At 76.0% G+C, this 13,760-nt stretch carries 9 protein-coding genes; 3 read left to right on the forward strand and 6 right to left on the reverse strand.

Going from position 1 to position 13,760, the window contains the following annotated elements; genetic code table 11:
* Positions 1–26: 26 nt before the first annotated feature.
* The 3 genes from manA to CLV28_RS09965 all read right to left on the reverse strand — a co-directional run bounded on the left by manA (position 27) and on the right by CLV28_RS09965 (position 4,373).
* Positions 27–1,238, reverse strand: a complete 1,212-nt coding sequence (gene manA, locus CLV28_RS09955; protein WP_100423186.1) for a mannose-6-phosphate isomerase, class I — start codon at positions 1,236–1,238, stop codon at positions 27–29.
* 1 nt (position 1,239) lies between these two features.
* Positions 1,240–2,712 carry an NCS2 family permease gene (locus CLV28_RS09960; protein ID WP_373314227.1) on the reverse strand — a complete coding sequence of 491 codons (1,473 nt, stop codon included), beginning with the start codon at positions 2,710–2,712 and terminating at the stop codon, positions 1,240–1,242.
* A gap of 101 nt (positions 2,713–2,813) precedes the next feature.
* Positions 2,814–4,373: a sugar transferase gene (locus tag CLV28_RS09965; protein ID WP_239073050.1), complete on the reverse strand. Its 1,560-nt coding sequence runs from the start codon at positions 4,371–4,373 to the stop codon at positions 2,814–2,816.
* Between the two features lie 227 nt (positions 4,374–4,600).
* On the opposite strand from CLV28_RS09965, the gene CLV28_RS09970 reads away from it, so the two are divergent.
* Positions 4,601–4,855: a DUF2530 domain-containing protein gene (locus CLV28_RS09970; protein WP_100423189.1), complete on the forward strand. Its 255-nt coding sequence runs from the start codon at positions 4,601–4,603 to the stop codon at positions 4,853–4,855.
* Here CLV28_RS09970 and CLV28_RS09975 read toward each other — a convergent pair.
* From CLV28_RS09975 to CLV28_RS09985, 3 genes are read right to left on the reverse strand one after another with little or no spacing between them, the layout of a single operon-like run.
* Complete coding sequence (locus CLV28_RS09975; RefSeq protein WP_100423190.1) at positions 4,843–7,917, reverse strand: ATP-binding protein; 3,075 nt, start codon at positions 7,915–7,917, stop codon at positions 4,843–4,845. The two genes, CLV28_RS09970 and CLV28_RS09975, sit on opposite strands and share 13 nt — an antisense overlap.
* Positions 7,914–8,807, reverse strand: coding sequence for a DUF3027 domain-containing protein (locus tag CLV28_RS09980; RefSeq protein WP_100423191.1), 894 nt, complete (start codon positions 8,805–8,807; stop codon positions 7,914–7,916). The genes CLV28_RS09975 and CLV28_RS09980 overlap by 4 nt, the downstream gene beginning before the upstream one ends.
* A gap of 4 nt (positions 8,808–8,811) precedes the next feature.
* Positions 8,812–9,195, reverse strand: a complete 384-nt coding sequence (locus CLV28_RS09985; RefSeq protein WP_100423192.1) for a cold-shock protein — start codon at positions 9,193–9,195, stop codon at positions 8,812–8,814.
* 157 nt (positions 9,196–9,352) lie between these two features.
* On the opposite strand from CLV28_RS09985, the gene CLV28_RS09990 reads away from it, so the two are divergent.
* Together CLV28_RS09990 and CLV28_RS09995 are read left to right on the forward strand one after the other, a co-directional pair.
* Complete coding sequence (locus CLV28_RS09990) at positions 9,353–11,950, forward strand: helicase-associated domain-containing protein (protein ID WP_100423193.1); 2,598 nt, start codon at positions 9,353–9,355, stop codon at positions 11,948–11,950.
* A gap of 47 nt (positions 11,951–11,997) precedes the next feature.
* Positions 11,998–13,695 carry a DNA repair helicase XPB gene (locus CLV28_RS09995; RefSeq protein ID WP_100423194.1) on the forward strand — a complete coding sequence of 566 codons (1,698 nt, stop codon included), beginning with the start codon at positions 11,998–12,000 and terminating at the stop codon, positions 13,693–13,695.
* The last annotated feature ends 65 nt before the right edge of the window (positions 13,696–13,760 follow it).

Genomic DNA, 13,760 nt, shown 5'->3' on the forward strand with positions numbered 1-13,760 from the left:
GGGTCGATGCTGGCCGGTGACCTACGTCACGGCAACTGGGAGAGCGCGAGAAGTCCGGCCCCGCGCGCCGCGAGGCCTCCCGCCTCGTGCGGGACGAAGGCAGATTCACCCGCTCGCAGCACGATCTCCTGGTCGCGGGCGCGCAGGACGACCGTGCCCTCGACGACCACCGCGATGCGCGGCCCGGCCGGGGCGAGCGCGACGGACCGCGACTCCCCGGGCCGACCGTACGTGAGCCGGAACTCCCGGATGGGCGCGTGGTGGTCGACCAGCCCCCCGCCGGCGGGCACGCGCCGGGGGCGGGCGGCGGGGCCCGGGGCGAACGTCGCGCACTCGAGCAGCGCGTCGACGTCGACGCGCTTGGTCGTGAGGCCGGCGCGCAGCACGTTGTCCGAGCTCGCCATGATCTCGACCGCGCACCCGCTCAGGTAGGCGTGCACGTGCCCGGCCGGGACGTACATCGACTCCCCCGGCTCGAGGGTGACGCGGTTGAGCATGAGCGACACGAGTGCGCCCGGGTCGCCGGGGTGCTGCTCAGAGAGCGCGACCGCCGTCTCGTCGGCGCGCGGCGAGGCCGTCCCGACGGCGATGCGCGCCCGCAGGTCGGCCACGGTCCGGTCGAGGTCGGCGGCGACGTCCGGCAGGGTGCGGGCGTGCACCACGAGGGTGAACGCCTCGCGCACGCCGTCGGTCGTGGTGCGGGCCGAGAGCGCCGCGCGCATGCGCCCGACGAGCTCGCCCGAGAGCCCGTCGAGGAGCTCGAGGATGCGTCGCGGCCGCCGGAAGCCCGACAGGCCCTCGAACCGGGTGATCGCGACGACCATCTCGGGCTTGTGCTGGTCGTCGAGGAAGCTGCGTCCGGGGGCGTCGAGCGCGAGCCCGCGCCGGTTCTCGGCGTTGAACCCGGCACGGGCCCGGTGCGGTTGCGGGTGCACCTGGAGCGAGAGCGCCTTGTCGGCCGCGAGGAGCTTGAGCAGGTACGGCAGCCGGGGCCCGAACTCCTCGACGGCCCGCGCCCCGAGCAGCGCCTCGGGCGCCGATCGCACGAGCCGTTCGAGGCACACGCCCTCCCCGCCCCCCTCGGGCACCGCGTACGACGGGCCCTTGGGGTGCGCACCCATCCACAGCTCGGCCGCGGGCTCGCCGTCGACGGGCAGGCCGAGCAGGCCCTGGAGCGCCGTCGTCGAGCCCCAGTCGTAGCGCTGCAGCGTGTTGCGCAGGCGGTAGAAGACGGGCATGTCAGAGGTTGACGCCGAGCAGGTTCTCGATCGGGCCGATCGTGAAGTAGACGACGAACATGGCGGCGGCGAGCCACATCAGCGGGTGGATCGCACGCGCCTTGCCGACGGCGACCTTGATGAGGACGAACGCGATGAAGCCGGCGCCGAGCCCGACCGAGATCGAGTACGTGAACGGCATGAGCACGATCGTGAGGAACGCGGGGATCGCGATCTCCCAGTCGGTCCACCGGATGCCGGTGACCTGCGTCATCATGAGGAACCCGACGAACACGAGCGCGGGCGTCGCGGCCTCCTCGGGCACGAGCCCGACGAGCGGCGCGAGGAACGTCGAGAGCAGGAACGCGCACCCCGTCACGACGGACGCGAGACCGGTGCGCGCGCCCTCGCCGACGCCGGTCGCGGACTCGACGTAGCTCGTGTTGGACGACACGCTCGCGGCACCGCCCGCGATGGCGGCGACCGAGTCGACGACGAGGATGCGGCGCGTGTTGGGCGGGTTGCCCTCCTCGTCGAGCAGCCCGGCCTCGCCGCCGACGGCGACCATGGTGCCCATCGTGTCGAAGAAGTCGGCGAGCAGCAGCGAGAAGACGAGCAGGACGACGGCGACGGCGCCGATCCGCTCGAACGAGCCGAGCAGCGAGAACTGTCCCAGGAGCGAGAAGTCGGGCACGGCGACGAGCGAGTCGGGCACGGCGGGCGCGTTGAGGTGCCAGCCGGTCGGGTTGTCCTCGCTGCTCGTGCCGATCGAGAGCGTGCTCTCGAGGATCACCGCGAGCACGGTCGCGGCGGCGATCGCGATGAGGAGCGCGCCGCGCACCTTGCGCACCGAGAGCACGATCGCGAGCGCGAGGCCGATCACGAACACGAGCACGGGCCAGCCCGCGAGCGAGCCGCTCGCGCCGAGCTCGAGCGGCGTGCCGCCGCCGGGGCTCACGAAGCCGCCGTTGACGAACCCGACGAACGCGATGAACAGGCCGATGCCGACGCTGATCGCGGTCTTGAGCTCGACGGGCACGGCCCGGAACACGGCCTCGCGGAACCCGGTCAGGACGAGCACCAGGATGATGATGCCCTCGATGACCACGAGGCCCATCGCGTCCGCCCAGGTGACGTTCCCGGCACCCACCACCTGGTACGCGATGAGCGCGTTGATGCCGAGGCCCGCGGCGAGCGCGAGCGGGAAGTTCGCGACGACACCCATCGCGATCGTCAGCAGCCCCGCGACGAGGGCGGTGACGGCGGCGATCTTGGCCATGCCGTCGGGTCCGCCGAGCGTCTCGCCGTTCATGTCGGGCACGCCGCCGAGGATCAGCGGGTTGAGGATGATGATGTAGGACATCGCGAAGAACGTGACGAGCCCGCCACGCACCTCGCGGCCCACGGTGGACCCTCGCTCGGTGATCTTGAAGTAGCGGTCGACGAAGGATCGTCCCGGCTCGGGCCGGACCGTCTTCTCAGGGGTGGTCGTCATGGGCGACATCGTGCCAGATCTCATGCTGCGGGCGAGCCTCGAGGGTCGAGGTTTCGCCGTTCCGTCCGGAAGGTGGCCTCCCGGCGAACGTCAGGAGGACGCTAGTACGCGCCCTCGCCCACGACGATCGCCCGAGCGGTCTTCGCGATGAGCAGGAGGTCGACGAACGGCGTCCAGTTCTCGACGTAGTAGACGTCGAGCCGCACGCTCTCGTCCCAGCTCAGGTCGGACCTCCCCCCGACCTGCCACAGCCCGGTCAGGCCGGGCTTGACGAGCAGACGACGCTGGGCGGCGACCCCGTACGCGGTGACCTCAGACGGCAGCGGCGGGCGCGGCCCGACGAGGCTCATCTCGCCGCGCAGCACGTTGACGAGCTGCGGGAGCTCGTCGATCGAGTACCGCCGCAGGAACCGGCCGACGCGCGTGACGCGCGGGTCCTCGCGCATCTTGAACAGCGGCCCAGCGCCCTCGCTGAGGTCGGCGAGGTCGGCCACCTCGAACTCGGCCCCGCTGCGCATGGTCCGGAACTTGAGCATCGAGAAGGTCTCGCCGTTGCGGCCCACGCGCTCCTGCCGGAAGATCACGCCCCCGCGGCCCGAGCACGCGACGACCACGGTGACCGCGAGCAGGACGGGCAGGAGCAGGAGCAGCGCGACGAGCGCACCGACCACGTCGAGCGCGGTCTTGACCGCGTACTTGGGCCCGCTGAACCGGGGCGCGTCGACGTGCACGAGCGAGACGCCCTGCGCCGGCGTGATCGTCAGCCGGGGGCCGGCGACGTCGGTGAGCTCGGTCGTGAGCATCAGGTCGATGCTCGACCGTTCGAGGTCCCAGCCGAGCCGACGCACCGCGTCGGCGGTCACCGCGTCCGAGCCCGAGACCGCGACGCACTCGGCGCCCTCGCGGAGCGCGATCGCCCCCGCCGCGGCCACGTCGCCCAGGACCGGCACGCCGCGCACCCGCTGGCCCTCGACGGCCCCGGGGACGCACGCGCCGACGACGACGTAGCCCGAGCGATCGTTGCCGTTGAACTCGCCGACGAGCCGGGCGACCTGCTCGGCGTGCCCGACGGCCAGCACCGTGCGGGTGCACACGCCCTCGGCGCGCCGACGGTGCAGCCACTGCCGCCACGCGTACCTGCCGACGAGCAGCCACACGAGTCCGAGCGGCAGCGCGACGAGCACGATCCCGCGCGGCTCGGCGATCCCGAACACGTAGGAGAACACCGCGACCGCGGCGAACAGCCACCACGTCGCCTCGAAGACCCGCTGGTACTCGCGCGGGCCCTCGCCCATGAGCCGCCGGTCGCGCGTGCGGCACACCGCGAGCCCGAGCAGCCACGCCGCGGCGACCCCCGCACCCACGCCGACCTGCACGACGGGTGTGGTCGATCCGCCGAGGTGGAGCACGCCGGTCGTGGTGAGCAGCACCGCGACCACAACGCTGCCGAGTACCGCGAGCGTGTCCGTGAGGGTGAGCCGACGCCGCAGCGTCGTCGTCCAGGCGACCGTTCTGGCTCCCAGGAGGCCGGTCGCGACGTCCTCGACGACGGCGCCCGCCTCCTCGACCACGGCCCGCGCCTCGCTGAGCGGTGAACGACCCGTCCGAGCCCCCAGCCCGCGCCGCACGTCGGAGACGAGGTCCGAGACCAGTCCGCTCACCGTGTCCTCCGCCCGTCGTCGAGTGCGATCGGCTGGTTCATCGTAGAAGTGGACACCCGTCCAGGAGCCCTGGTGCGGCGCCATTTCACCCGGGTGATCACTGCCGAACGCACCCCGTCGAGAACCGGCTCATGGAGAGGAGACGTGGCCGGGGTCACATCGTGACGCGAAGCACCGGGTGAAGCCTCGGACCGGTTCGCCGAGGCCTCCCCGCCTACGATCGACCCATGGCGCACCGACCCGGCGTGATCGCTCTGCTGACGCACCCCGAGCTGCGCCGACCCCTGCCGCCCCCGCTCGAGGTCGACCTGCGCCGCGTGATCCTGCTGGGGATCCTCGCGTTCGCGGTCGCGGGCGTCGTGTGCGGGGTGCTCGCGGCCACGGGGACGACGGGCGCGCGCGGCGTCGCGGTGTGCGTCGTCGGGGTGGCCCTGGGTGGGCTCGGTCTGCTGTGGGTGCGACGCCGCGGTCAGCGCGGCTGAGGCGACGCCCAGGCGCCGAGCAGCACGTCGGCGCCCGCCGAGGCAGGGTCCTCGAGCAGCGCGAGCACGCGGTGGCGGTCCTCGAACCTGCCGGCCGCGTGCGCGAGCCCCTGCGCCGCGCCGGCGAGCGTCGTCGCGTCGACCCGGGCGCCCGTGCCGCGCCCGGAAACCCACCACTCGACCTCGACGCCCTCGACGACGAGCTCGTCGTGCGCCGTCCACGTCGCCGGGACGTCGCCGAGCGCGGCCAGCACGCGCGGGTCGAGCGGCACCTCGTCGGACGCCGTCCCCGTGGTGACGACATCAGCTGCACTGCCGTCAGCTGCACTGCCGTCACCTGCACCGCGGTCGAGCCCGGTCCCGTCGAGCAGCGGCACGTCGAGGGCCCGCGCGAGCGCGTCCCCCCGGCCGGGCGCGGCGGGCACGACGGGCCGCACCTGGGCCCAGCACGGCGCCTCGGCGACCGCGAGCCGCTCGTGCTCGACCACGACGCACGCGTCGCCGTGCACCGCGGGGAGCCGGTCGACGTCGACGCGCCGTGCGCCGTCGAGCCCGGCCCACACGTGCCGGGCGAGCCCGGGCTCGACCGCGGTGCCGACGTCGGGCAGGTCGTCGAGCACGAGCGTCCAGGCGTCGGCGTCGAGGTCGGCGAGCGACGCGACGCCGCCGACCGCACGCAGCACGTCGGCGTCGAGCGCCGGCAGCCAGGCGGGTGCGCGCGGGACGAGCGGGACGTCGTGCCCGGGCATCGCGAACGGCGCCCCGAGCGCGTCGCGCAGCCACCACGCGGTGTAGGACGGCGCGTGCCCGGGCTCCCCCGCACCGCGGCCGGGGGCCCGCACCTCGGTCAGCAGCGCACGCCGTGCGGCCTGGTCCGACGCGACCCGGGTGAGCACGGGCCCGAGCGCGGTGGCCGCGTCGAGGTCGGCGACCGCGTCGAGGTCGCCCACGGGGACGCCCGGCCCGACGGCGTCCGCCAGGGCCTCGAGGTAGTCGGACCACCCGTCGAGCCAGCCCGCGGGCGAGGCGTCGTCGCCGCCGAGGTCGGGAGCGGCGTCCGCCGTGACGACGTCCCGCACGGTGTACACGTCGAGGCCGTCGTGCGCGCCCGCGGCGCGCAGGGCCGCGGGGCCGTGGCGGTCGACCAGCGCCTCGGGCACGAGGTCGAGGTCGAGGACGTCGGCGGCCCAGGTGCCGGGCAGCGCGCACTCGCGCAGCGCGACCGTGCCGTCGTCGGTCCCGACCTCGATCTCGCCGAGGCGGAACGGGTAGCGGGACGCGTCGGCGCCGGGGCGGTCGCGCACGGCCGCGGCGACGAGCGCGAGCACGGCGTCAGCCGGCAGGCCCGCGGGGTCGACACCGGCCAGCAGGTCGAACGCGTCCGCGGCGCGGGCGCCGAGCCGTTCGAGCAGCGGGTGCGCGGCGTCCGGGTGGACGGCGCGCACGCCGAGCGCCGCGAGGTCCGGTCCGCCGTCGTCGGGGGTCGTGGCGGCCGCGCCGGTGGGCACGACCACGCCGCGCGCGCCGTACGCCGTACGGCCGTCGGCGAGCGGCACGGGCACGGCCGCGAGGGCCTCGGTGACCTGCGGGTCGGTGGCCCAGGGAGCGAACGCGTCGTACGCGGCACGCCAGCGCGACGGCCCTCCCCCGGCGGGCAAGGCCGCGACCGCGTCGGCGAGGTCCAGCACGCCGACGCCGCACGTGCGCGCCGCGGCGGCGTGCGCCGACGGGAGCACGACGAGGTCGGCCGTGCCCGCGGCGAGGACCTCGACCACCGCGACGTCCTGCCCGACGGGACCGGGGACGAACGTCGCGTCGACCGGGCGCACTGGCAGGCCCGTGGGCGCGGCCAGCAGGGGTGCCTGCGCGAGCGCCGCGACGACCGCCGCACGCAGCGCGCCGTCGAGCACGCCCGCGGGCAGGCCGGTCGGCACGAGCGCGAGCGGGTGGCCGCCCGCCGCGGCCAGCACCCGCGCGAGCTCGACCGCGAGCGCCCCGGCCTGCGCGACGACGTGGTCGGCGAGCGGACCGGGCACCACGTGCCGACGCCCCGGGTCGACCGGGAGCGAGGCGACGAGCAGCGCGGGCAGCGTGACCGGCTCGTCGGTGGGCGTGGGGGCGTGCAGCACGCGGGCCACGGGCGACCCGCCCTGCCGGGGCAGCGCCCACGCGACCGACCAGCTGCCGCGCTGCTCGACCGGCGCGTCGGCGAGCAGCCCGCGGGGCAGGTCGCCGCTCGCGCGCACCACGTGCCAGCGGTCCTCGACGTCGGCGAGCGTGCGCGCGGCGCCGTCGACCACGACGTCGACGCGCGCGAGGCCGGGCAGCGCGACGAGCAGCGCGTCGTCGAGGGCGTCGAGCTGACGGCGCACCTCGGCCGCGGCCGCGTCGTCGCGCAGCACGAGCCGGGCGATCGTCTCGGGCGCCGGGGGCTCGGGGTGCTCGGGCTCGGGGTGCTCGCGGTCGGGGTGCTCGCGGTCGGGGTGCTCAGGGCTCTCCGACCTGCTGGTCTCCGCCTCGGCGGGCCACGGAGCCGGGAAGGGCAGCCGGAGCACGGGCAGGGCGTCGCCGCGCGCCGCGACCTCGGCCGCGAGGGCGGGGTGCTGCGCGGCCAGCCTGGTGAGCGTCTCACGCGTGCGGGCGAGCGAGAACGCGACGCCGCCGCCCGTGCGGGAGGTCAGCGAGACGTCGTCCGCGACCGACCGGACCGCGGCGAAGCCGACGCCGAACCGGCCGACGGTCCGCGCGTCGTCGCGCTTGGCCGACGCCCGCAGGCCCGCGAGGGACACGACGCCCGCGGCGTCGAGCGGGGCGCCGGTGCTCGACGCGAGCAGCACGCGCTCGTCGGTGCGCAGCTCGAGCCGCAGGTACCCGGGCTCGCCCGCACGCGTCGCGGCGTCGGCGGCGTTCTGCGCGAGCTCGACCACGACCCGGTCGCGGTAGTGCCCGCGCGCGTGGTCCTCCTCGGCGTTCGCGTCCTCCCGGAACCGCGCGGGGGACGCGGCCCAGGCCTCCGTGACGGCGCGCCGCAGCGCCTCCGTCCCGAAGGGGTCGACGGTCACGAGGAGCGGGGCTCCTCGTCGGCCGGGGTCTCGGCCGGGGTCTCGGCCGACACGTCGTGCTGCACGTCCGCCGGCGCCTCCGCCCGTGCCGGGAGCCGGACGGGCTCGATCGCGGTCTCGTCGATGATCGGCGCGGGCGCGGGCCAGTCGCTCGGGTGCGGGTCGACGTCGGTCTCGGAGTGCGCGCCGCAGCCGTGCGCGAGCGCGACGACCTTGCCGTCGTCGGGCGACCACTCGTTGGTGCAGACCCCGAAGAGCTGGCCGAGCGCGCCCTGGAGCGGCACGAGGAACCCGCACGTCGTGCAGCCCTGCGCGCTCGCGACCGACCCGGGCGTGCCGGGCCCGCGCGCGCCGTCCATCCAGCGCTGCGCGGCCGCGGCGCGGCCGTCCTCGGAGAGCACGCGGGCGCGGGCGAGCGCGAGCTCGTCGATCGCGACCTCGTCGACCTCGGGGTCGCCGGTCGGGGTAAAGCCGGGCACGAGGCGCGGGTCGTCGGCCTTGAACGGCAGCACGTCGCCCGCGCCGACGTCGCCCGGGCGCAGCCGCTCGGACCACGGCAGCCACTCGGGCGCGAGCAGCGCGTCGTCGCCGGGCAGGAGCTCGACCTCGCACACCGTCGCGACCTTGCCGCGCGGCACGCGCGCGAGAGTCACGGTCCAGTGCCAGCCGCGGTACCCGCGCATCGTGCACGCGAAGTGGTGCGACATGAGTCGCTCGGCCTGCGCGGTCGTGCCGAGGTGCTCGCCGACGTCCGCCGCGCTCTCCGCCGCGGCCTCGGCCGTGGCGCGTGCGAGGTCGACCGCACCCGTGAGCACGGCGTCGCGCGCGGCGCGGGCCGAGACCCCCGCCGTGCGGCGGGTCGTCGTGGAGCTGTCGAGTGCGGCGTTCATGGGATCAGGCCTCGAAGTCGTCGGCGACGTGGCGCAGCAGCGTCGCGTACTGCTGGGCGCGCGCGGGCTCGGGGTACCGGCCGCGACGCAGGTCGTTGCCCGCACGGTCGAGCACCTTGATGAGGTCCTCGATCATGGACGCGAGCTCGTCGGCGGGCTTACGCCGCGCCTTGGCCACCGACGGTCCGGGCTCGAGCACCGTGACGGACAGCGCGGACGGGCCGCGCTTGCCGTCGGCGACGCCGAACTCGACCTTCGCCCCGGGCTTGGGTGCGGGCGCGCCGGCCGGGAGCGCGGAGGCATGGAGGAAGACCTCGTGACCGTCGTCGCTCGCGATGAATCCGAAACCCTTGTCGGTGTCGAACCACTTGACCTTGCCGGTGGGCACGTGAACCTCGTTCGTCGGTGGGCGCTGCGGCGGCGTGCCGCAGCGGGGGCGCGCAGGGCTCTGCGCGGTGGCAGTGGCCAGGCTACCGGGCGGGGGCGCCCGACGCCGCATCCGCGCCTGCGCCGCGTGCGAGGCCCTGCGGCGTAGCCTGGTGCGGATGGCCACCTCACGCCCGCCCGCCGCGACGTTCGCCGAGTCGCTGCGCTCGCACGGGCCCGCCCGCGTGCTCGCCCTGCTCGAGGCCAGGCCCGACCTCGCGGTCCCCTCGCCCTCGACGCTGCGCTCGCTCGGGGCGCGCGCGACGAGCCGCACGAGCCTCGAGCGCGCGGTCGCGCACCTCGACGCGTGCCGGCTCACGGTGCTCGAGGCCGTGCTCGCGCTCGACGACGCGACGCGCCCGGGCGGTGTGCCCGCCGACGTGGTCGTTCGGGCCGTGCTCGGCCCCGACGCGGACGCGGACGACGTCGCCGCGGTCCGCGACGCGCTCGCGGACGTCCGCACGGCGGGGCTCGTGTGGGAGCCCCTGCCCGACGACCCGGCCGCCGCCCCGACGCAGGACGTCGCACCCGTGCGCCCCGCCCCCGGCCTCGACGAGCTGCTCGGCGCGCACCCGGCCGGCCTGGGCCCGTCCGACGACGCCGCGCGCGCCGCCGTCGCGCGCGCGGGCGACGACACCGACGTGCTGACGCGCGACGCGCCCCCGGGCGCGCGCGAGGTACTCGCCGCACTCACGTGGGGGCCGCCCGTGGGTGTCGCCCCACGCACCGACCCCCGGGCGCGCGCCGCGGTCGACTGGCTCGTCGAGCAGCACCTGCTGCTCGCGGTCGACGGCCGTCACGTCGTGCTGCCGCGCGAGGTCGCACTGGCCCTGCGCGGCGGGCGGACCCACCGCGGGGCCGCCGTCCGCCCCCCACGGCCCGCGGGCGCGCAGGTGCGCGACGAGACCGTCGAGGCCGAGGCCGCGAGCGCCGCCCTCGAGGCGGTGCGGCTCGTCGCCCACCTGCTCGCGGTGTGGCAGGAGCAGCCGCCGCCGGTGCTGCGCACCGGTGGGCTCGGGGTGCGCGAGCTGCGCCGCCTCGCGCAGACCCTCGGGGTCGACGACCCGACGGCGGCGAGCGTGGCCGAGCTCGCCCTGGTCGCGGGCCTCGTGTCGGACGACGGGGACGACCCGCCGTCGTTCGCGCCGACCACGGCCGCCGACGACTGGCTCGACCTCGAGGTGCCGCGGCGCTGGGCCGCGCTCGCGACGTCGTGGGGCGCGACGCCCCGCACGCCGTGGGTCGTGGGGTCGCGCGACGAGCGCGGCACGCTGCGGGCGGCTCTCGACCCGGAGCTGCACCGCGCGTGGGTGCCGGCGCTGCGCGCGTCGGTGCTGGGCGTGCTCGCCGCGCAGCCCGGCGTCTCGCTCGACGCGCACGCCGTCCTCGAGGTACTGCGCTGGCGCTCGCCGCGCGCCGTGCCGCCCGAGCACGCGGTCGAGGGGCTGCTCGCGGACGCCGCCCTGCTGGGCGTCACAGGGGCGGGTGCCCTGTCCCCCGTGGGTCGCGCGCTGCTCGAGGGCCTCGACCGGCCGCCGACGCCGGGGCGCGTCGACGCGCTCGGGGACGCGCTCGAGACGCTCGTGCCGCCGCCCGTCGACGAGCTGCTGCTCCAGGGCGACCTGACCGGGATCGTGCCCGGGCGCCCGTCGACCACGCTCGAGTCGCTGCTCGCCGGGTCGGCGGACGTCGAGTCGCGCGGCGCCGCGGTGACCGTGCGGTTCACGGCCGACTCGGTCACGCGCGCCCTCGACGCGGGACGCACGGCCGACGAGCTGCTCGACGACCTCGGCGCGCACGCGCGCGGCGGCGTGCCGCAACCGCTCGAGTACCTCGTGCGCGACGCGGCGCGACGCCACGGGCGCCTGCGCGTGGGGGCCGCGACGAGCTACCTGCGTGCCGAGGACCCGGCGCTCGTGGTCGGTCTCGTCGAGGACCCCGCGCTGCGGGGCCTCGGGCTCTTCCGGATCGCCCCGACCGTGCTCGCGGCGCACGTGCCCGCGATCGAGCTGCGCGCGGCCCTGCGGGCCCGCGGGCTCTCGCCGACCGTCGAGGGCCCCGACGGGCAGGTGCTGCACGCCGAGGGCACGGCCGTGCGGATCGCCGGGCGACGCCGCCCCGCGTGGCTCGGCGGGCCGCCCGCGCGCCGGCCCCGGTCGTTGCGGCCCGATCCGCGCGCCGAGTCGATCGAGGCGCCCGCGCCCGAGCCCGCCGACGCGCGGCACGCCCGGCTCTCGGAGCTCGCCGCGCTGCTCGTCGCGACCGCGGGGCCGGCGCCGTCAGCCGCGCCGTCGCCCCGGTCGTCGCCCGCGTCGTCACTCGGGTCGTCACCCGGGTCGTCCACCGCAGCGTCCACCGCGTCGGACGCCGCACGGCCCGACGCTGGTGCGAACGGGACGACCGCGACCCCGGCGATACCAGCGACACCAGGAACGCCCGGGACACCCGGCGGCGCGGACCAGGCCGACGCCCCGGCGTCCGACACCCCGCGGGGCGAGGGAACATCCGAGCCCGCCGACGCGTTGGCGCTGCTGCGCGAGACGATCGAGCTCGGCGGCCACGTGTGGCTCGAGGTCGTCGGACCGCGCGGCCTGCCCGACACGCGCCGCGTGCGCCCGCTGCGGCTCGACGCCGGGCGGCTGCGGGCCGTGGACGCGGACCGCGAGGCCGAGCTGACCGTGGCCGTGCACCGGATCGCGTCGGTCCGGCCCGCCTGACCGCACGAAGAGTTCGCCCGAACGACCGGACCGACGGAAGGACCCCGATGGCCGACGGCCCCCTGATCGTGCAGAGCGACAAGACCCTGCTGCTCGAGGTCGACCACGAGCGCGCCGCCGAGGCGCGCCGCGCGATCGCCCCGTTCGCCGAGCTCGAGCGCGCCCCCGAGCACGTGCACACCTACCGGCTCACCCCGCTCGGCCTGTGGAACGCGCGCGCCGCGGGGCACGACGCCGAGCAGGTCGTCGACGCGCTCATGGAGTACTCGCGCTACCCCGTGCCGCACGCGCTGCTCGTCGACATCGCCGAGACGATGTCCCGGTACGGGCGGCTCCAGCTCGTCTCCGACCCCGCGCACGGCCTCGTGCTGCACGCGCTCGACCGCGCGGTGCTCGCCGAGGTCCTCAAGTCGAAGCGCACCGCGGGCCTGGTCGGCGAACGGGTCGACGAGCTCTCCGTCGTCGTGCACCCCAGCGAGCGCGGCCACCTCAAGCAGGTGCTGGTCAAGCTCGGATGGCCCGCCGAGGACCTCGCGGGCTACGTCGACGGCGAGAAGCACCCCATCGCGCTGTCCACCGAGACGGTCACGACGACGCCGGACGGCGCGGAGATCCGCAAGCCGTGGGCCATGCGGCCCTATCAGGCACAGGCCGTCGACGGGTTCTGGTACGGCGGCTCGGGCGTCGTCGTCCTGCCGTGCGGCGCGGGCAAGACGATCGTCGGGGCCGGAGCCATGGCGAAGTCCGGGACGACGACGCTGATCCTCGTGACCAACACCGTCAGCGCGCGCCAGTGGCGCGACGAGCTGCTGCGCCGCACCGACCTCACCGAGGACGAGATCGGCGAGTACTCGGGCGCGCGCAAGGAGATCAAGCCCGTCACGATCGCGACCTACCAGGTGCTCACGACGCGCCGCAAGGGCGTGTACACGCACCTCGAGCTGCTCGACGCGCGCGACTGGGGCCTCGTGCTCTACGACGAGGTGCACCTGCTGCCCGCGCCGATCTTCCGGATGACGGCCGACCTGCAGGCGCGGCGCCGGCTCGGGCTGACCGCGACGCTCGTGCGCGAGGACGGCCGCGAGGACGAGGTGTTCTCGCTCATCGGCCCCAAGCGGTACGACGCCCCCTGGAAGGACATCGAGGCCCAGGGGTACATCGCGCCCGCCGACTGCGTCGAGGTGCGCCTCACGCTGCCCGAGCACGAGCGCATGACGTACGCGACCGCCGAGCCCGAGGACCGCTACCGACTCGCCGCGAGCGCGTCGGGCAAGAAGCGCGTGGTCGAGCAGATCGTCGCGCAGCACCCCGACGACCAGGTGCTCGTGATCGGCCAGTACATCGACCAGCTCGAAGAGCTCGCCGAGCACCTCGACGCACCGCTGATCATGGGCGCGACGACCGTGCGCGAGCGGCAGCGGCTGTTCGACGCGTTCCGCTCGGGCGAGATCAACCACCTCGTCGTCAGCAAGGTCGCGAACTTCTCGATCGACCTGCCCGAGGCGTCGGTCGCGATCCAGGTCTCCGGCTCGTTCGGCTCACGGCAGGAGGAGGCCCAGCGGCTCGGGCGCATCATGCGGCCCAAGGCCGACGGCCGCACCGCGCACTTCTACGCCGTCGTCGCGCGCGACACCGTCGACCAGGACTTCGCGGCGCACCGTCAGCGGTTCCTCGCCGAGCAGGGGTACGCCTACCGGATCGTCGACGCCGAGGACCTCGGGGCGGCGAGCGACACGGCGGTGTGACGGCAGGCCGCGCGCCTTCCGGGTCGGGGGGGCGTGCATCCTCGGCCGAGCGTGCCCGTGCGGAT

Source organism: Sediminihabitans luteus, from assembly GCF_002797595.1.
In the GTDB taxonomy this organism is placed as follows: Bacteria; Actinomycetota; Actinomycetes; order Actinomycetales; family Cellulomonadaceae; genus Paraoerskovia; species Paraoerskovia lutea.

Coding starts and splice junctions, on each gene's coding strand:
- manA (WP_100423186.1), bottom strand. CDS start 1,238: ATGCCCGTCTTCTACCGCCTGCGCAACACGCTGCAGCGCTACGACTGG.
- CLV28_RS09960 (WP_373314227.1), bottom strand. CDS start 2,712: ATGACGACCACCCCTGAGAAGACGGTCCGGCCCGAGCCGGGACGATCC.
- CLV28_RS09970 (WP_100423189.1), top strand. CDS start 4,601: ATGGCGCACCGACCCGGCGTGATCGCTCTGCTGACGCACCCCGAGCTG.
- CLV28_RS09980 (WP_100423191.1), bottom strand. CDS start 8,807: ATGAACGCCGCACTCGACAGCTCCACGACGACCCGCCGCACGGCGGGG.
- CLV28_RS09990 (WP_100423193.1), top strand. CDS start 9,353: ATGGCCACCTCACGCCCGCCCGCCGCGACGTTCGCCGAGTCGCTGCGC.
- CLV28_RS09995 (WP_100423194.1), top strand. CDS start 11,998: ATGGCCGACGGCCCCCTGATCGTGCAGAGCGACAAGACCCTGCTGCTC.